17 protein-coding genes are annotated in these 17,340 nt (G+C 64.9%); 10 read left to right on the plus strand and 7 right to left on the minus strand.

What is annotated here, in order from left to right:
• Window positions 1-149 precede the first annotated feature (149 nt).
• From ptsP to AC0L3U_RS18205, 4 genes are all read left to right on the plus strand, one after another.
• Complete coding sequence (gene ptsP / locus AC0L3U_RS18190) at window positions 150-2,417, plus strand: phosphoenolpyruvate--protein phosphotransferase (protein ID WP_247817943.1); 2,268 nt, start codon at window positions 150-152, stop codon at window positions 2,415-2,417.
• A gap of 57 nt (window positions 2,418-2,474) precedes the next feature.
• On the plus strand, window positions 2,475-3,560 hold the full coding sequence (prfA, locus tag AC0L3U_RS18195) for a peptide chain release factor 1 (RefSeq protein ID WP_473362628.1): 1,086 nt from the start codon (window positions 2,475-2,477) through the stop codon (window positions 3,558-3,560).
• 7 nt (window positions 3,561-3,567) lie between these two features.
• On the plus strand, window positions 3,568-4,449 hold the full coding sequence (prmC, locus tag AC0L3U_RS18200) for a peptide chain release factor N(5)-glutamine methyltransferase (RefSeq protein WP_473362629.1): 882 nt from the start codon (window positions 3,568-3,570) through the stop codon (window positions 4,447-4,449).
• A gap of 462 nt (window positions 4,450-4,911) precedes the next feature.
• Window positions 4,912-5,709: a DUF4167 domain-containing protein gene (locus AC0L3U_RS18205; RefSeq protein WP_456766673.1), complete on the plus strand. Its 798-nt coding sequence runs from the start codon at window positions 4,912-4,914 to the stop codon at window positions 5,707-5,709.
• Window positions 5,710-5,780: 71 nt separating this feature from the next.
• Here the strand turns inward: AC0L3U_RS18205 and AC0L3U_RS18210 are convergent, their stop codons facing one another.
• Window positions 5,781-6,527 (minus strand): methyltransferase domain-containing protein, encoded by a 747-nt coding sequence (locus AC0L3U_RS18210; RefSeq protein WP_456766674.1) that lies wholly within the window; start codon window positions 6,525-6,527, stop codon window positions 5,781-5,783.
• 109 nt (window positions 6,528-6,636) lie between these two features.
• Here AC0L3U_RS18210 and gloB point away from each other — a divergent pair, with 109 nt between their 5' ends.
• The gene (gene gloB / locus AC0L3U_RS18215; RefSeq protein ID WP_456766675.1) at window positions 6,637-7,404 is read left to right on the plus strand and encodes a hydroxyacylglutathione hydrolase; all 768 of its coding nucleotides are present in this window, start codon (window positions 6,637-6,639) and stop codon (window positions 7,402-7,404) included.
• 37 nt (window positions 7,405-7,441) lie between these two features.
• The gene (locus AC0L3U_RS18220) at window positions 7,442-7,864 is read left to right on the plus strand and encodes a cupin domain-containing protein (protein WP_473362630.1); all 423 of its coding nucleotides are present in this window, start codon (window positions 7,442-7,444) and stop codon (window positions 7,862-7,864) included.
• Window positions 7,865-7,898: 34 nt separating this feature from the next.
• Here AC0L3U_RS18220 and yddG read toward each other — a convergent pair whose 3' ends face one another.
• The 3 genes from yddG to AC0L3U_RS18235 all read right to left on the minus strand — a co-directional run bounded on the left by yddG (window position 7,899) and on the right by AC0L3U_RS18235 (window position 11,041).
• The gene (gene yddG, locus AC0L3U_RS18225; RefSeq protein ID WP_473362631.1) at window positions 7,899-8,768 is read right to left on the minus strand and encodes an aromatic amino acid exporter YddG; all 870 of its coding nucleotides are present in this window, start codon (window positions 8,766-8,768) and stop codon (window positions 7,899-7,901) included.
• A gap of 127 nt (window positions 8,769-8,895) precedes the next feature.
• Window positions 8,896-9,621, minus strand: coding sequence for an acetoacetyl-CoA reductase (phbB, locus tag AC0L3U_RS18230; RefSeq protein WP_473362632.1), 726 nt, complete (start codon window positions 9,619-9,621; stop codon window positions 8,896-8,898).
• Between the two features lie 241 nt (window positions 9,622-9,862).
• Window positions 9,863-11,041, minus strand: a complete 1,179-nt coding sequence (locus tag AC0L3U_RS18235; RefSeq protein ID WP_473362633.1) for an acetyl-CoA C-acetyltransferase — start codon at window positions 11,039-11,041, stop codon at window positions 9,863-9,865.
• A 304-nt stretch (window positions 11,042-11,345) separates the two neighbouring features.
• Here AC0L3U_RS18235 and phaR point away from each other — a divergent pair, with 304 nt between their 5' ends.
• Together phaR and AC0L3U_RS18245 are read left to right on the plus strand one after the other, a co-directional pair.
• On the plus strand, window positions 11,346-11,942 hold the full coding sequence (gene phaR / locus AC0L3U_RS18240) for a polyhydroxyalkanoate synthesis repressor PhaR (protein ID WP_007604520.1): 597 nt from the start codon (window positions 11,346-11,348) through the stop codon (window positions 11,940-11,942).
• Between the two features lie 42 nt (window positions 11,943-11,984).
• Window positions 11,985-12,602 (plus strand): class I SAM-dependent methyltransferase, encoded by a 618-nt coding sequence (locus AC0L3U_RS18245; protein ID WP_473362634.1) that lies wholly within the window; start codon window positions 11,985-11,987, stop codon window positions 12,600-12,602.
• An 11-nt stretch (window positions 12,603-12,613) separates the two neighbouring features.
• On the opposite strand, the gene AC0L3U_RS18250 is transcribed toward AC0L3U_RS18245, so the two are convergent.
• Window positions 12,614-13,501: a branched-chain amino acid aminotransferase gene (locus AC0L3U_RS18250; protein WP_473362635.1), complete on the minus strand. Its 888-nt coding sequence runs from the start codon at window positions 13,499-13,501 to the stop codon at window positions 12,614-12,616.
• A gap of 117 nt (window positions 13,502-13,618) precedes the next feature.
• On the opposite strand from AC0L3U_RS18250, the gene AC0L3U_RS18255 reads away from it, so the two are divergent.
• Window positions 13,619-14,554, plus strand: coding sequence for an alpha/beta hydrolase (locus AC0L3U_RS18255; protein ID WP_473362636.1), 936 nt, complete (start codon window positions 13,619-13,621; stop codon window positions 14,552-14,554).
• A 48-nt stretch (window positions 14,555-14,602) separates the two neighbouring features.
• Here the strand turns inward: AC0L3U_RS18255 and AC0L3U_RS18260 are convergent, their stop codons facing one another.
• Window positions 14,603-14,848 (minus strand): hypothetical protein, encoded by a 246-nt coding sequence (locus AC0L3U_RS18260; protein WP_473362637.1) that lies wholly within the window; start codon window positions 14,846-14,848, stop codon window positions 14,603-14,605.
• Between the two features lie 317 nt (window positions 14,849-15,165).
• Here AC0L3U_RS18260 and AC0L3U_RS18265 point away from each other — a divergent pair, with 317 nt between their 5' ends.
• Window positions 15,166-16,749, plus strand: a complete 1,584-nt coding sequence (locus AC0L3U_RS18265) for a sensor domain-containing diguanylate cyclase (RefSeq protein WP_473362638.1) — start codon at window positions 15,166-15,168, stop codon at window positions 16,747-16,749.
• Window positions 16,750-16,762: 13 nt separating this feature from the next.
• Here AC0L3U_RS18265 and AC0L3U_RS18270 read toward each other — a convergent pair whose 3' ends face one another.
• On the minus strand, window positions 16,763-17,323 hold the full coding sequence (locus tag AC0L3U_RS18270; protein ID WP_473362639.1) for a carboxymuconolactone decarboxylase family protein: 561 nt from the start codon (window positions 17,321-17,323) through the stop codon (window positions 16,763-16,765).
• Window positions 17,324-17,340: the final 17 nt, after the last annotated feature.

Below are 17,340 nucleotides of genomic sequence, written 5' to 3' on the forward strand. Positions count from 1 at the left end.
GAAACTGTGCCCCAGTTGAGGCGGTGCTGATTCGGCCCAGGCAACCGCCGGGGCCGGTGCCGGACGAGCAAATTTGTTGTTTTTCTGGATTTCTGGGCGAGCCGCCGTGGGCCCTTTCGGCCCCGGCAGACGGAGGAGATTGACGGTTCATGCGGAGCGCGTCGGGAGGTCCCCGCGTCTTGTTGAGACGGCTCCGCGAAACCATGGCGGAGCAGGTCTCGGCCCAGGAGCGGCTGGACAAGATCGTGGTGCTGATCGCCGCCAACATGGTGGCGGAGGTGTGCTCGGTCTATGTGCTGCGCGTCGACAACACGCTCGAGCTCTATGCCACCGAAGGCCTCAACCGCGAGGCGGTGCACCACACCGTGCTCAGCGCCCATGAGGGTCTTGTCGGCCTGGTCGCCAGCGAGGCAACCCCTCTCAACCTGAGCGATGCGCAGAGCCATCCGGCCTTCTCGTTCCGCCCGGAGACCGGCGAAGAGATCTACCACTCCTTCCTCGGCGTGCCGATCCTGCGGGCCGGCAACACCCTCGGCGTGCTGGTGGTGCAGAACCGCGCCAAGCGCAACTATGTCGAGGAGGAGCTCGAGGCGCTTCAGACCACCGCGATGGTGCTGGCGGAGCTGATCGCCTCCGGCGAGCTGTCTGCGCTGGCCCAGCCGGGCCATGAGCCCGCGGCGCGCCATTCGTCGCAGAAGGTTGGCGCCATCCTGTCGGAAGGCATCGCACTCGGCCATGTCGTGCTGCACGAGCCGCGCGTCGTCATCAAGGACTACATCGCCGAGGACCTGCCGAAGGAGATCAAGCGGCTCGACACCGCACTCGCCAAGCTGCGCGCCGATCTCGACCGCATGCTGGAGCGCGGCGACGTCGCCGAGGGCGGCGAGCATCGCGAGGTGCTGGAAGCCTACCGCATGTTTGCCAACGACCAGGGCTGGTCGCACAAGCTGCACGAGGCGGTCGCCACCGGCCTCACGGCGGAAGCCGCCGTCGAGCGTGTGCAATCCGACACCCGCGCGCGCATGCTGCGCTCGACCGATCCCTATTTGCGTGACCGGCTGCATGATCTCGAGGATCTCGGCTATCGCCTGATGCGGCAGCTGGTCGGCCAGGATCACGCGCCGTCACGCGAACAATTGCCCGACAATGCCATCGTCATCGCGCGCGCGATGGGGCCGGCGGCGCTGCTCGACTACGACCGCAAGCGCCTGCGCGGCATCATCTTGGAGGAAGGCACCGCCAATTCCCACGTCTCGATCGTGGCGCGCGCGCTCGGCATTCCCGCGGTCGGCGAAGTGCCGAACGCGCCTGGTATCGCCGATCCCGGCGACGCCGTCATCGTCGACGGCACCTCCGGCATGATCTATGTGCGCCCATCGCAGGAGGTCGAAGCGGCCTTCGCGGAGCGCGTGCGCTTCCGCGCTCGCCGCCAGGCGCAGTATCTGGCGTTGCGCGACCTGCCCTGCGTCACCAAAGACGGCCAGAAGGTCGAGCTGATGATCAATGCGGGTCTCGCGATCGACCTGCCGCATATCGAAGACACCGGCAGCGCCGGCATCGGCCTGTTCCGCACCGAGCTGCAATTCATGGTCGGCCAGAGCCTGCCGCGCACCAGCGACCAGCTCGCGCTCTATCGCACCGTGCTGGATGCCGCCGGCACCAAGCCCGTCACCTTCCGCACCCTCGACATCGGCGGCGACAAGGCGCTGCCTTACATGGAAGCGGTGATCGAGGAGAATCCAGCGCTCGGATGGCGCGCGATCCGGCTCGGGCTCGACCGGCCCGGCCTGTTGCGCGGCCAGATCCGCGCACTGCTGCGCGCCGGCGGCGGACGCGCGCTGCGCATCATGTTCCCGATGATCTCGGAGGTCGCCGAATTCGATTCGGCGAAGGCGCTGGTCGAGCGCGAGCTGACCTATCTGCGCCAGCACGGCCACACGCTGCCTGAAAGAATCGACATCGGCACCATGGTCGAGGTGCCGGCGCTGCTCTATCAGCTCGACGAGCTCCTCAAGAAGGTCGACTTCATCTCGGTCGGCTCCAACGATCTGTTCCAGTTCCTGTTCGCGGTCGACCGCGGCAACGCAAAGGTCTCCGAGCGCTTCGACACCATGTCGGCGCCGATCCTGCGCGCGCTTCGCGACATCGCACGCAAGACGCAAGCCGCGAAGAAATCGCTGTCGCTCTGCGGCGAGATGGCGTCGAAGCCGATCGGCGCTCTGGCCCTGATCGCGATGGGCTATCGCTCGCTGTCGCTTTCCGCGACCGCGCTCGGCCCGGTCAAGGCGATGGTGATCGATCTCGACGCCAAGAAGGCCGAAGCGATGCTCGGCCCGTTGCTGGACGCGCCCGCCGGCAGCGTCTCGATCCGGCAGAAGCTGACGGAATTTGCCGAGGCCGAAGGCCTGGCGTTGTAGCGGGCCTGTCGCCCCTTCCCGCCGCCTCGCCCTTTTCCGCATTTTGAGACTGAACCGATGTCGTCACTCCCCGAAGCCAAACTGGACGTCCTGCTCGCGCATCACGCCTCGCTGGAGGCCGAATCGCTCGGTCAGCTCGCTTCCGAACGCTATGTGCAGATCACACGTGAACTCGCCGAGCTCACGCCATTGATCGAAGCGGTCAAGACCTATCGATCGGCCGTCAAGGAGCTCGCCGACACCGAGGCACTGATCGCCGATCCCGCGACCGATGCGGAGATGCGCGCCATGGCGGAAGCCGAGCGCGACGAGCTGACGCCAAGGATCGAGGAGCTGGTCCAGAAGATCCGCGTCGCGCTGCTGCCGAAGGATGCGATGGACGATCGCAACGTGGTGCTGGAAATCCGCGCCGGCACCGGCGGCGACGAGGCGTCGCTGTTCGCCGGCGATTTGTTCCGGATGTACGAACGCTTCGCGGCCCTGCAGGGCTGGAAGGTCGAGGTGATCTCGGCCAGCGAGGGCAGCGTCGGCGGTTATAAAGAAATTATCGCGGAGGTGCAGGGCCGCGGCGCGTTCTCGAAGCTGAAGTTCGAGTCCGGCGTGCACCGGGTGCAGCGCGTGCCGGACACCGAGACGCAGGGGCGCATCCACACATCCGCCGCCACCGTCGCCGTGATGCCCGAGGTCGAGGAGGTCGATGTCGAGATCCGGAACGATGATTTGCGCATCGAGACCATGCGCGCCGGAGGCGCCGGCGGCCAGCACGTCAACAAGACCGAATCGGCGATCCGCATCACCCACATCCCGACCGGCATCGTGGTGATGATGCAGGACAGCCGCTCGCAGCACAAGAATCGCGCTTCCGCCATGAACATCCTGCGTTCGCGCATCTACGACGCCGAGCAGCAACGCCTCGACGCGGCGCGCTCCGCCGAGCGCAAGGAGAAGGTCGGCTCCGGCGACCGCAGCGAGCGCATCCGCACCTATAATTTCCCGCAAGGACGCGTCACCGATCACCGCATCAATTTGACGCTCTACAAGCTGCCGCAGGTGATCGCGGGCGAAGCGCTGGGCGAACTGACCGACGCGCTGACCACCGAGCACCAGGCCGCACAGCTCGCCGCCCAGGGCGCGGCGGCGTGACCGGCGCGTGAGCAATCCCTTCACCGGATTATCCGTTGAGAGCGCGCGGCGCGCGCTGGCCGCGCAACTGAGATCGGCGCAGCTCGAAGAAGCCGAGCTCGACGCGCGTATCCTGCTCGGCGCGGCACTCGGGCTTGATCTCACAGGCCTCGTTGCGCAGGCCGCCCGCCTGCTCGCGGAAGCCGAGACGTCGCGGCTCGCGCAATATGCCGGGCGCCGCATCGCCGGCGAGCCGGTCGCCCGCATTCTCGGCACACGTGAATTCTGGGGCCTGCCGTTTCGTCTGTCGGAAGCGACGCTGGTGCCGCGCCCCGATACCGAGACCGTGGTCGAACGCGCGCTCGAACTCTTTCGCGAGCGGCAAGCCTCCCATCAGATACGCATCGCGGATATCGGTACCGGCTCCGGCGCCATCCTGCTCGCATTGCTGCACGAAATTCCCGGCGCCGTCGGCGTCGGCACCGATCTCAGTCTGACCGCACTCAACACCGCCCGAGACAACGCCGCGGTTCTGGGCCTCGCCGACCGCGCCAGCTTCGTCGCCTGCTCCTACGCAACGGCGCTCCGCGGCCCGTTCGACCTTGTCGTGTCGAACCCGCCCTACATCCCGTCGGCAGAAATTCCGAAACTGAGCATCGAGGTGCGCGAGCACGATCCGCATCTGGCGCTCGACGGCGGCAATGACGGTTACGACGCCTATCGCGCCCTGATCCCGCAGGCGGCTGAACGTCTCGCCCCCGGCGGAGCACTGATCGTCGAGGCCGGACGGGGCCAGGCCGGAAACATTGAAACCTTGATGACGGCTGCCGCGTTGGTGGTGGACAGGCCGCCCAAGGCCGATCTGGCGGGCATCCCGCGGGCGGTTTCGGCCCGGAAAATGCCCCCATAAAAGCCGGATTGGGCTGCAAAAAACCTCTTGGAATATCCCTTGGGAACGACTACCTTCCGATCAACACATCGGTGCCGGCCCCGTAGACTTACGGGCGAAAGCCGGGCTCTCGGGCGAGAGCTTACTGATAAAGGTTCCAAGCCGCAGGTCCTGTTGAGCGCGATGGCCATTTGAGCTGCGCTGCTTACCGACCGCAACGTGAACGAAAGCCTGATATTGCGCTTGAAGACTTACGCAACAAAGCAGGGCTTGTTTCGGCAGGCGATATGAATGGGTTCGCTGGCGATGGATGCTGGCGGTGGGGAACGCGTCTTTTGTTGAACGCGACGGTCGACGAACATCGGCAGGGATCAATCCGCTCTTGCGTGCGGTTGCGCGCAAGCGATGTGAACCGCTGTCATCAGGTCACTCTCGGCAATCAGTAATGCGTGCAACCTTTAGGGCTGGAATTAAAGGCAGGACATGAGAAACGGTCAGAACAAGCAGCGGATGCGCAACCGCAACAATAATAATAATAACAATAACAACAATAATAACCGGCGCGGCCAGAACCCGATGACCCGGGTCTACGAGTCCAACGGACCCGACATCAAGATCCGCGGCACGGCTTCGCATATTGCTGAAAAATATCTCCAGCTCGCGCGCGACGCGCGCTCCTCCGGAGACCCCGTTGCGGCCGAGAATTACTACCAGCATGCCGAGCATTATTTTCGCCTGATCGCGACGGCTCAGGAACAGTTCCGGCAGAACCAGCAGCCACGCGGCGACGAGCCCATCAGCAATAGCAGCGGCGACGACGGCGAGGACGACGGCGAAAATTTCTCGAATTTCGGCCAGGAGCCGGGTTTTGTCCCACAGCCGCCACCGCAGCCCTTCACGCGCGACCGCGACGGCCCGCGCGATCACCAGCCGCGTGATCATCAGCCCCGCGACAACCACTATCAGCGCGACAACCAGCAGCCGCGCGAACATCGCGAACGCGACCATCGTCCGCAGCCGCAATATCAACCCCAGCCGCAACCGCTGCCGCTGAACCAGCCGCAGCCCGTCGTCGCCGACGCCGTCAGCGTCGATCGTCTGCCCTCCTTCATCACCGGCCCGCAGCCGCAGGTGAGCAGTGGCGCGCCGGGCCAGGCCGGCTTCGAAGGTGCTGGTGGTGGCGAGCGCTTTCCACGGCGCCGCCGCCGGCCGAATGGCCCGCGCCCCGAGCGCGAAGCCGCTCCGGCCGCCTCGAGCGACGAAGTGGCCCCCGGCGAGTAAGCCTTTCGCCGGACATCGTGCGCCAGATACCCTGACCTGAATCGTCCCGGCCTGTCCGGGACGATTTGTTTTTAGCTACGCGTCGCCGTCGTCGAGGATGGTACCAGCACCGGCTTCGCCAGTGAGGGAATCAGCCGCGCCCGCTCGCGCTTGGCGGGGATCGCGCGGTAGACCTGCTTGGTCGCCTCGACGATGTGCACGCCGGCAAAGGGCAGCGACAGCGCCGCGCCGGCGCGCTCCCACATCTGTGCGGATTTCAGCACCCAACCGCCGGCATAGGGCGGCATGAACAGCGCCTCGCCCCAAGCGGTCGGCGTGAACCAGGTCTGGCGCAACAGGTCAGTGATCTGCGAGCGCGAATAGGGCCGGCCGTGACCGAACGGCGTGCTGTCGGTGCGGGTCCACACCCCGCGCCGGTTCGGGATCACCGCAATCACGCGACCGGACGGCGACAGCACCCGCCATGCCTCGCGCAGCAGCGCGGCCGGATCGTCCGACATTTCCAGTGCGTGGACCAGCAGGATGCGATCGACCGCGGCGTCGGGAAGCGGCAGCGAGAACTCGTCCACCAGCGAGGCGAGCGCCGGCCGTCCCGTCGGCCATTTCAGGACGCCCTGGGCCGACGGCATGAAGGCGAGGCAGCGCTCCGCGTCCTCGCGGAACAACCCGAGATAGGGCGTGGGATAGCCGAAGCCGAGCACCCGCTGGCCGTCGACGCGCGGCCAGCGCTCCCGAATGCCGCGATTGATCATTTGCCGCGCCACAATCCCGAGGCGACGGGAATAGAACTCGCGGAGGTCGACGACATCAATGGTCATGATCGCAATGTAACATGCACGAGGCGGCCCCCGCGCGCGGAATATTGCATTGCCTGCGCAACGTTAACGCCATATTTGTCTGACGGAGCTGAGCGCGATCGGAGATGACATGGCCGCCGAAATTCGTACTTTCACCTGTTTAAACGACAATTTCGGTTACCTGATCCACGATGTGGAAACCAAGGCGACGGCGTCGATCGACGCGCCGGAGGCCGGCCCCATCCTGAAGGCGCTCGAGCGCGAGGGCTGGCAGCTCACCGACATCCTGATCACCCATCATCATGGCGATCATGTCGGCGGGGTCGCCGAACTCAAGCAGAAATACAATTGCCGCGTCGTCGCGCCGCACGACAAGACCACTAAGATCGCTGACGTCGACCTGCGCGTCGCCAATGCCGAAATCGTCAAGGTCGGCAGCTTGCTGGGGCGCGTACTGGAGACGCCCGGCCACACGCTCGACCACATCTCCTACGTGTTCGACACCGAGAAAGCGCTGTTCGCCGCCGACACGCTGTTCTCGATCGGCTGCGGCCGCGTGTTCGAGGGCACCTATCCGATGATGTGGGATTCGCTTCTGAAGCTGCGTGCCCTGCCCGACGACTTCAAGCTCTATTGCGGCCATGAATACACGGCGTCCAACGTCAAATTCGCGCTGACCGTCGACCCCGACAACGTGGCGCTGCAGGCGCGCGCGGCGGAGGTGGCGAGGCTGCGGGCCGAGAACAAGCCGACCATTCCCTCGCTGCTTGGTGACGAGAAGCGGACAAACGTGTTCCTGCGCGCCGATGAACCGTCGATCGCAGCCAGGCTGCACATGAAGGGCGCGGATGCCACCGCGGTGTTCGGCGAGCTGCGCGAGCGCAAGAATAAATCTTGAAGAGCAAGTCCTGAAGACCAAATCCTGACGGGAATCGATGCCAACCGCAGCCGAGATCATCGCGCGCCTCGAACTCCGACCGCATCCCGAAGGCGGGCACTATCGCGAGACGTTTCGCGACCAGACCACCGACGTCAACGGCCGGTCACGTTCGACCCTGATCTACTTCCTGCTGGCGCGCGGCGAGCGCTCGCACTGGCATCGCATCGATGCCGTCGAGAGCTGGCACTATTACGCCGGCAGCCCGCTGACGCTGCGCATCGCCCATGACGGCTGCTCCCAGCACGAGGTGCGGCTCGGTACGGATCTCGTGAGCGGCGAACGACCGCAGGGAATCGTGCCGGCGAACGCCTGGCAGATGGCGGAGACCACCGGAGAGTGGACCTTGGTCGGCTGCACCGTGGCGCCAGCATTCGAGTTCGCGAAGTTCGAGCTCGCGCCGAAGGGCTGGGAGCCTTAGGGCACCGTCGTTCCAGTTTGCGCCGGCAATGAGGCTATCGCTTCTGAAGCACCATGTCCTTGGCCGCGATCAGGCCGCCGCCGGCGATCAGGATCGCGGCGATCGCGATGTTGGCGCTGGCATTGGCGAACCCGGCGGCGATCAGGAAGCCGGTCGAGAGCAGCGGCGTCGCGTAGGACGCGGCGCCGAGCACGCGGATGTCGCCGCGCTTCATGCCGATGTCCCAGGCGTAGAACGCAGCACCGACGGGACCGATGCCGAGCGCGATCACGGAGAGCCATTGCAAGGTCGTGTCCGGCCACACCGTGGTTTCGAGCAGACCATGCATCAGCGCGGCGAGCACCGCGGTGGCAAGACAGAATCCCGCGACCGCATCGGTCGGCACCGCCTTCAATCGCCGCGACAACACCGAATAGGTCGCCCACACGAACGCTGCGATGAAGGCCGCGGCCAGTCCCGGCAATTGCCCCTGCGTGAACCCGGAGGTGTTCCCGGCGAACAGCAGCACGGTGCCGACGAGGCCGAGGACGGCGCCGACGACGTGATGCACGGCAAGCCGCTCGCCCGGCAGAAACGATGAGAACAGCACGATCAGGAGCGGCCACAGATAATTCAGCAGGCCGGCTTCAGCCGGCGGCGCAAAGCGTAGCGCGAGGAAATACAGCGCGTGATAGCCGAACAGTCCGCCGACACCGACGGTCCACACGGCAAGCGGCTGACGCAGACTTTTCGCCGCCTCGCCGCGGCCGATCCAGGTGAGCAGGCCGACGAGACCGCCGATCGCGAACGTCATCGCGGCCAGCTGGAACGCCGGGATCTTTCCGGTCGCCACCGTCATCACCGACAGCAGCGACCACATCAGGATCGCGGTCAATCCAATCAGCGTCGCAGTGCGGGGAGTCATCGATCAAAGGCTCTGAGTACGTTTATGCCCGGCACGAGGCCGGGCATTTCGTCTTCACTATCGCCTTGTCGCGCCTGAAGCTACAGGCATTTGGCTCAGCGACGTCCAGCGGAGAGAATTGGCGTCATCAGGCCTGGTATTGGCCGCCATTGATGGTCAGCGTCGAGCCGGTCATGAAGCCGGCCTCGTCGGCCGCCAGGAACACGACCGCGCGCGCGATCTCTTCCGGTTCGCCGAGCCGGTTGACCGGGATCTGCGGGATCACGTTCTTTTCCAGGACGTCCTTTGGCACTGCCTGCACCATTTCGGTGTTGATGTAGCCCGGGCAGATCGCGTTGACGGTGATGCCGCCCTTGGCGTTCTCGAGTGCGAGCGCCTTGGTGAAGCCGATGTCACCGGCCTTCGCCGCGGAATAGTTGACCTGGCCGAACTGTCCCTTCTGGCCGTTGATCGACGAGATCGAGATGATGCGACCGAACTTGCGCGCACGCATGCCTTCAATGACTGGACGCGTCATGTTGAACAGCGAACCGAGGTTGGTATTGATGACGGCATTCCACTGCTCAAGCGTCATCTTGTGGAAGGCGGTGTCGCGGGTGATGCCGGCATTGTTGACGAGCACGTCGATCGGGCCGACCTCGGCCTCCACCTTCTTCACGCCCTCGGCGCAGGCATCGAAACTGCTGACGTCCCATTTGTAGACGGCGATGCCGGTCTCGGCCTTGAACTTCTCCGCCGCCGCGTCGTTGCCGGCATAGCTCGCCGCAACCTTGTAGCCGGCCGCCTTCAGCGCCTTGCTGATCGCAGCTCCGATGCCCCGCGTACCACCCGTCACCAATGCAACACGTGCCATATCGTATTTCCTTCCCTTGGACTCTTCGGACGTTTCTGAGTGATCGTTTTTAAGTGCGGATTATGGGGGACGTTTGACGGACATCAAGAACAAAACGCCCGGCGTCGAGCCGGGCGTTTCTCTTTAGTCGAGGCTTGTACGGTTGCGAAGAATATTTGATTTGCAACCGCCGCCTTTTTAATCGCGTGCAACGCACTCAGTCACGTGTGCAGCGCACGCGCAAATGACGCGGCAACTATCTTCAGTCGCGCGCCACACACATCGCGATACCCATGCCGCCGCCGATGCACAGCGTGGCGAGACCCTTCTTCGAATCCCGCTTCTGCATTTCGTGGAGCAGCGTCACCAGCACGCGCGCGCCGGAGGCACCGACCGGATGGCCGATCGCGATCGCGCCGCCATTGACGTTGACCTTCGAAGTATCCCAGCCGAGATCCTTGTTGACGGCACAGGCCTGCGCCGCGAAGGCTTCGTTGGCCTCGATCAGGTCGAGATCGCCGACATTCCAGCCGGCCTTCTTCAGCGCGGCACGCGAGGCCGGGATCGGGCCCGAGCCCATGATCTTCGGATCGACGCCCGCCTGCGCCCAGGACACGATGCGCGCGAGCGGCTTCTTGCCTTCCCTGGCGGCCTGCTTGGCGGTCATCAGCACCACGACGGCAGCGCCGTCATTGATACCCGACGCAGAGCCCGCGGTGACCGTGCCGTCCTTCTCGAAGGCGGGACGGAGCTTCGCCATCGCGTCGACCGTTGCGCCATGGCGCGGATATTCGTCGGCGCTGACGACGACATCGCCCTTGCGTCCCTTGATGGTGACGGGAACGATTTCGTCGTTGAATCTACCGGCCTTCTGCGCGGCTTCGGCCTTCTGCTGCGAGGCGACTGCGAACTCGTCCTGCTGGGCGCGGGTGATCTGCCACTGCCGCGCGACGTTCTCGGCGGTGTTGCCCATGTGATAGCCGTTGAAGGCATCCCACAGGCCGTCCTTGATCATGGTGTCGATGAATTCGACTGCACCCATCTTGACGCCGCCACGCAGGTACTGGGCGTGCGGAGCCATGCTCATGGATTCCTGGCCGCCGGCGACCACGATCTCGGAATCGCCGTTGAGCAGTGCCTGATAGCCGAGCGCAACGGTGCGCAGACCCGAGCCGCAGAGCTGGTTGACGCCCCAGGCCGGGCTCTCGACCGGAATGCCGGCATTGATCGAAGCCTGGCGGGCAGGGTTCTGGCCTTGGGCGGCGGTCAGGATCTGGCCCATGATGACTTCGGAGACCCGGCCGGGCTCGATGCCGCCGCGCTCCAGCGCGGCCTTGATGGCGATGGCGCCGAGATCATGGGCGGGAAGGGTTGCGAACGCTCCGTTGAAGCTTCCGACCGGGGTGCGGGCGGCGCTGACGATGACGACATCGTCTGACATGGGCATCTCCTGGGTTGTATGGGGGCAGACGGGGCTGGGGAAACGGCTCGCCAGTCTCGGACGGCATCCTGTTAACGTCGTTGAGGCATGTCAATCGGCCGGCGGCCGAATTCATCCCGCAGCGCATTCAAAATAGCGTTCTTGGCGCTTTCGCAAGCACGTTTTTGCTGCCCGATTAACCGTGGCGCACAAAACGGTAGCGTGACCCCTTTGAAAATGCTTATTTTGTTGCGTTGCGTACTCTTCCCGCCCTGCGGCATAGCCCGTCAGGTTCCCGTTCTCCGCGTCTTGCAAGTGAGAGCCCATGGCGAAATCAGACCAACCCACCACCATCAAGAAATACGCGAACCGCCGGCTCTATAACACCGGGACGAGCACTTACGTGACGCTGGAAGACCTCGCCTCCATGGTCAAGGACGGCGAAGATTTCCTGGTCTACGACGCCAAGACCGGCGACGACATCACCCGCTCCGTGCTTGCCCAGATCATCTTCGAGCAGGAGAACAAGGCCGGCCAGAACCTGCTTCCGACCACCTTCCTGCGCCAGCTCATCCGCTTCTACGGCGACAGCATGCAGATGGTGGTTCCGAAATATCTGGAGCAGGCCATCGCGTCGCTCACGCAGGAGCAGGAGAAGTTCCGCAAGCAGATCGCCACCTCGTTGTCCGGAACCCCGTTTGCGCCGCTGGAGGAACAGGTCCGCCGCAACATGGAGCTGTTCCAGCAGACCTTCTCGATGTTCAAGCCTTTCGCGCCCGGCGCAGGCCGCCCCGCGGGCTCCGCGGAGCCGGCGCCCGAGGCGACCGCAGAAGCCCCGAAGGACAGCAACATCGACGATCTGCGCCAGCAGATGAAGGACATGCAGGAACGCCTCGAGCGGATGTCGAAGAAGGACGAGTAGATCGTCCCTCTGCGCCGGCTCCCGGCAAGCCGGAGGACGCGCATGTCCGACCGAAGCACCCATTGGGACAATGTTTACGCCACCAAGGGCGAAGCCGAGGTCAGCTGGTTTCAGAACAGTCCAGCGACTTCGCTCGCGATGATCAGAGCGGCTAATCTAGGCCGCGAGGCTGCCATCCTCGACGTCGGCGGCGGCGCATCGCGACTTGTCGATGCTCTCCTGCTGGACGGATATCGCGACGTCGCCGTGCTGGATCTCTCTGCCAATGCGCTTGACGCTGCAAAGAAGCGAATCGGCCCAGCCGCTTCGACGGTCGACTGGATCGTTGCCGACGCCACGACATGGCGCCCGGCAAAGACCTACGATCTATGGCACGATCGGGCGGCGTTTCACTTCCTGACCGACTCCCGCGACAGGACCGCATACATCGAGCGGCTGCGGTCGGCGGTTGCGCCCGGCGGTCACGTCATCATTGCGACGTTTGCACTCGACGGCCCCGAGAAATGCAGCGGCCTGCCGGTGCAGCGTCATGACAGCGCGAGCCTTGCGGCGGAGCTCGGGCCGGGATTCGAGCTGGTCGAAACGCGCAACGAGGCGCACCAGACGCCGTGGAATTCGATGCAGGCGTTTCAGTTCAGCCGGTTCAAGCGACACAGCTAGGGCAGCGCGGATCAAGCCGCCAGCTTCACAGCGTGGGCAAAGTCCCAATAGAGCTTGCGCGCGCGAATGTAGAGCGGGCCCGGCTGCAGCTCGCGATCGTCGATGCGGATCACCGGCGCGACTTTTGCGAAATTGCCCGTGGAAAAGATCTCGTCGGCGGCGAGGAAGTCGGCATAGCGCAGCGTCTTCTCGACCACGGTGACGCCGTCGGCGCGAAGCAGGCTGATGACGCGCTGGCGGGTGATGCCGTTGAGGAAGGTGCCGTTCGGCACCGGCGTGTAGACCACGCCGTCCTTGGCCATGAACACGTTGGAATTGCCGAACTCCGCGACGTTGCCGAGCATGTCGAGCATCAGCGCGTTCTGGAAGCCGCGCGAGGCGGCTTCGGCAAGCGCGCGCGAATTGTTCGGATAGAGACAGGCGGCCTTGGCGTCGACCGGGGCGCATTCGGCGGTGGGCCTACGGAACGGCGACAGCGTGATCGCGTTGCCGACCGGCTTTGGCATCGGCGCCTCGTAGATGCACAGGCACCAATCGGTGGTCTCGGGATCGAACAGCACGCCGCCGCCCGAGCCGTTCCGCGCCCAGTACATCGGACGGACGTAGAGCTCGGCATTCGGCGCGAAGCGTGCGATGCCCTCGTTTGCAAGTGTCAGCCAGGTGCCGGTATCGACCAGCGGCTTCAGGCCAAAGCTGATCGCGGATTGATTGGCGCGGGCGACGTGACGGTCGAGATCGGGCGCGACGCCTTCGAACGCCCGCGCACCGTCGAACACGACGGAGCCGAGCCAGGCGGCATGCGTGCGCGGACCCATGATCGGCACATTGCCGTCATGCCATTTGCCCTCGAAGAAGGTCCAGCTCGGCGAATATGCGATGGGCTTTTTGATCTCGGCCATGACCGGCCTCTCCCTTGGCGTGGTGCCGCATTATAGCTCCACTATTGGGCGCAATTTCTAAATGATTCCCTGCGGGAAACTGGTGAGTTACCCTCCAGGAAGGGGAAAGGAAGCACCATGCCGCTCGATCCGCTCGCAAAGCGTTTGTTGACCATGATGGCTGCGGCTGCGCCGCAGGCGCGGAGCCGGCCTAGCGTGGAGGCGCGGCGGCAGTCATTGGCAAAGCTGATGCAGTTCGCGCGCGCCGATGCGCCTGACGTGACGACGTCCGACGGCGTACTACCTGGTCCCGGCGGCGCGCTGCCCTATCGTCTCTATTCACCCGCAGGCGCCGATGATCGCGCGCCCGGCTTCGTGTTCTTTCACGGCGGCGGACTCGTCGCCGGCAGCATTGCCACGCATGACCGCATCGCGGCGGCGTTGGCACATGCGACCGGCTGCCGTCTCGTGTCGGTCGATTACCGGCTGGCACCCGAGCACAAATTCCCCGCCGCCGTGGACGATGCGATCGCCGCGACGGAATGGGTGGCGCGCGAGGCCGCATCGCTCGGCATCAACGCCGGGCGTCTGGTGCTCGGCGGCGATTCCGCCGGTGCAACGCTCGCTGCGATCGTGTGCCAGGAGGCGGCGCAGACAGCTGGGCTCTCCATCGTCGCGCAATGCCTGATCTGTCCGGTGCTGGATTTCGAGGAGGCCTCGCCTTCGCGGCAGGCATTCGCCGAGGGGCACCTGATCGACCGCGTCACGATCGAAGCCGATCTCGCCGATTATTTGCCCGAAGCCTTGGACGCTGCCGATCCCCGCATCTCGCCCTTGCGCGCGACACGGCTTGCAGGCCTGCCGACCGCCATCATCCACACCGCCGAGTACGACCCGATGCGCGACGAGGGCAATGCCTATGCCCGCAAGCTGCTCGCCGCGGGCGTCACGGTCGAGCACGTCTGCCACGACGGCATGGTCCACAATTTCCACGCCATGGGCGCAATTCTGCCGCAGGCGCAGCTCGTGCTGTCGCAGATCGGTGAACAGGTCAGGCGGGCCGTGGGGACGTGAAGCACTTCGTGTTGCCGTCTCCCGCGACGGGAGAGGAAAGAGAATGCCTCACGCTCTCGCCTCGATGACGGAACGCGCCGCCGCGACGTAGTTCGGCCAATGCGCGTCCGCATAGCGCTCGGCCTGTCGCACGCAGGTGACGTCGGGCGCATGCGCAGCCGCGATCATGCGCGCAAAGCGCTCTTCGGCGACCGTCACGTCGTCGGACGCGGCCGAGGGCGCGGCTCCGGCGATGGTCGGCGCAACGGCGAGTCCCGCCAGTCCGGCGAGCAGGATGCGGCGTGACGTGTCCATGGCTATCGTTCTCCATTGTCCGGCCTGCACTCTGGCGGGGATGTGTCAGTGCGGTCACGGCAACCTACCCGCGTGCATTCGCACCGTCCACCGATTGCGGACAGCGCTTGACCACATGGGCGATCACAATCCAGCAGGCAGTTCCGCCATCAGACCCGTCGGATTGTCACGACAGCGGCCGCTCCCCTCATCGCTGAGGTAGACGACGGCCGGATGCGTGAACCAATTATTAGCCCTCTCGCAAAATCGCGCACCAGCTTACCCTTCTGCAAGTAAGCTTCGGGCAAACTGGGCCGCTTTCGCCTGGGAGGTTGGGAATGCCCCGCTTGGTATCGGAACGAACGTTCCTCGCCGGCCAGATCTTCTTCAACTTCGGTCAGTCGACGATCGATTGCGTCGTGCGCCGGATGTCCGAAGACGGCGCGACGCTGGAGGTGCAGAGCAGCCTCGGCGTGCCCGATCGGTTCCAGCTCCGGCTCGCGGGCCAGGAGATCCTCTCCTGCCGTGTGCTCTGGCGGTCGGACCGTCAGGTCGGGGTTGCGCTCGGAGCGGAAGACCATGTCGAGCCGAAGGCCGTGGACGAGCAGGAGCGGCCGACCGATTCGCTGATACGCGGACAGATGCTGGCGCTCCGCGCAGCGCTTGATTTCGTCCCACTGGGCATCGTGCTGCTGGACGCCAATCTCCGCGCGCAGTTGATCAATCGGGCGTTCCGGCAGATGTGGCTGTTGCCGGACGAAGTCGCCAACAGCAACCCGTCATTCGTGACGCTGATGCATCATGGCCGCGATACGCTCGCCTACGAGATTCCGCCGGCCGAGCTGGAGGCCTATGTCGCCGAGCGCGTCCGTCAAATACAGATGGGCGATGCGTCGCCGCGCGACCTGCGCCGTACCAGCGGCGACGTCGTTCGGATGCAATGCACGCCTCTGCCCAACGGCGGGCGGATGCTGACCTATACGCCGGTCACCGACATCGTGCGCTACTCCGACGAGCTGAAATTGCTGCGCGACGCCCTCGAGAACGTCGAGGACGGCGTGCTGCTGCTCGACCGCGATCTCAACGCCAGCTTCATGAACCGGCGCATGCGGCGGTTCTGGGAGGTGAGCGAACATGAAGCCGCCGCCCGGCCGACCTATGCATCGTTGGTGAGCCGGGTGCACCGTGCAAGCGCGCCCGATCTGCCGGCGAACGAACTGGCGAAATTTCCCGTCAAGCGCGTCGCCGAAGTCAAGGCGGGCGATCATGTGCGCGACCTCCAGACGCCAGATGCGCGGCGGATCAGGGCCCACTGCACCACGATGTCGAACGGCGGCCGCATGCTGACCTATGTCGATATTACCGATCTCACCAACAAGGCCAACATGCTGGAGCGTCTGGCCACCACCGACCCTCTCACGGGTCTCTATAACCGCCGCCATCTGCTGGGCTCGCTCGAGGCCGAATGGAGCCGCTTCCAGCGCTACTACCGCTCCGTTTCGGTCCTGATGCTCGACATCGACCATTTCAAGTCGGTCAACGACCGCTATGGCCACGCGGTCGGAGACGAGGCGATCAAGGCCGTGGCGGCCGCATGCCTCGATGGCAAGCGCAAATCGGACGTCGTGGGCCGCTTCGGTGGCGAGGAGTTCGCGATTCTGCTGCCCGAAACCAGCCTGTCGCGTGCAAGAATCGTCGCCGAGAGAATCCGCAAACGCGTGATGAGCGCACAGATCGCCGCCGACCAAATTCAGTTCGGCGTCACCGTGAGCATCGGCATTGCGGAAGCAAGCGTCAGCATGTCCGGCATCGACGCCTTGATGAGCGCGGCCGATCACGCGCTCTACCAGGCGAAGGCCGAAGGTCGCAATCGCTGTATTGCCTGGTCGCCTCCGCCGCCCATGAACAAGGCGGCGGAGTGATCGCACCGCAGATCTAGTCCGGCACCGGTACGTCGAACGTGTTCAGCGTGACCGACACCATGCAGTAAACGCCGACGAGATAGGACAGTTCGGCCGCACCGTGCTCGCCGAATTCCTTGACCGCGGCCCGATAAGTCAGTTCCGGCAGCACGCCGCCGCTGACCAATGCGGACGCCACGTCGTAGGCGACGGCTTCCTGCTTGGTGAGATCGACCGGCCGCTGTCCGGCGACGATGGTCGCGAGCTTCTCGTCGGAGAGGCCGCGCTGCTCGGCGACCAGCACATGCGCATAGAGCTCGTAGCCGGAGCGGAAATGCGAGCCGGTGACGAGGATCGCGACCTCGCGCACCGGAGCCGGCAGCAGCGGGTTCGACGCGATCGCCTTGACCAGCTCCCACACCGGCTTGCCGAAGCGCGGCTCGCGGATCCAGGGATTCCAGGGCCCGAGCAGCGCGCCATCGTCGCGCATGTTCACAAAGCCCTTGAAGTGGTCCTTGATGCCCGCTCGCATGTCGTCATAGAGCGGTTTCTGTTCGGCGCTCAGGTCTTTCGGATCGAGAATGGGAAGGCGCACGGCAGGTCTCCTCGTTG

It is taken from the genome of Bradyrhizobium sp. Kon69 (assembly GCF_055807515.1).

Bases quoted from the DNA above. Each gene is read 5' to 3' on its own strand.
- yddG (WP_473362631.1), bottom strand. From the start codon at position 8,768: ATGACTCCCCGCACTGCGACGCTGATTGGATTGACCGCGATCCTGATG.
- phaR (WP_007604520.1), top strand. From the start codon at position 11,346: ATGGCGAAATCAGACCAACCCACCACCATCAAGAAATACGCGAACCGC.
- AC0L3U_RS18265 (WP_473362638.1), top strand. From the start codon at position 15,166: ATGCCCCGCTTGGTATCGGAACGAACGTTCCTCGCCGGCCAGATCTTC.
- AC0L3U_RS18210 (WP_456766674.1), bottom strand. From the start codon at position 6,527: ATGACCATTGATGTCGTCGACCTCCGCGAGTTCTATTCCCGTCGCCTC.
- AC0L3U_RS18205 (WP_456766673.1), top strand. From the start codon at position 4,912: ATGAGAAACGGTCAGAACAAGCAGCGGATGCGCAACCGCAACAATAAT.
- gloB (WP_456766675.1), top strand. From the start codon at position 6,637: ATGGCCGCCGAAATTCGTACTTTCACCTGTTTAAACGACAATTTCGGT.
- prfA (WP_473362628.1), top strand. From the start codon at position 2,475: ATGTCGTCACTCCCCGAAGCCAAACTGGACGTCCTGCTCGCGCATCAC.
- AC0L3U_RS18250 (WP_473362635.1), bottom strand. From the start codon at position 13,501: ATGGCCGAGATCAAAAAGCCCATCGCATATTCGCCGAGCTGGACCTTC.
- AC0L3U_RS18245 (WP_473362634.1), top strand. From the start codon at position 11,985: ATGTCCGACCGAAGCACCCATTGGGACAATGTTTACGCCACCAAGGGC.
- phbB (WP_473362632.1), bottom strand. From the start codon at position 9,621: ATGGCACGTGTTGCATTGGTGACGGGTGGTACGCGGGGCATCGGAGCT.
- ptsP (WP_247817943.1), top strand. From the start codon at position 150: ATGCGGAGCGCGTCGGGAGGTCCCCGCGTCTTGTTGAGACGGCTCCGC.
- AC0L3U_RS18220 (WP_473362630.1), top strand. From the start codon at position 7,442: ATGCCAACCGCAGCCGAGATCATCGCGCGCCTCGAACTCCGACCGCAT.
- AC0L3U_RS18235 (WP_473362633.1), bottom strand. From the start codon at position 11,041: ATGTCAGACGATGTCGTCATCGTCAGCGCCGCCCGCACCCCGGTCGGA.
- AC0L3U_RS18260 (WP_473362637.1), bottom strand. From the start codon at position 14,848: ATGGACACGTCACGCCGCATCCTGCTCGCCGGACTGGCGGGACTCGCC.
- AC0L3U_RS18255 (WP_473362636.1), top strand. From the start codon at position 13,619: ATGCCGCTCGATCCGCTCGCAAAGCGTTTGTTGACCATGATGGCTGCG.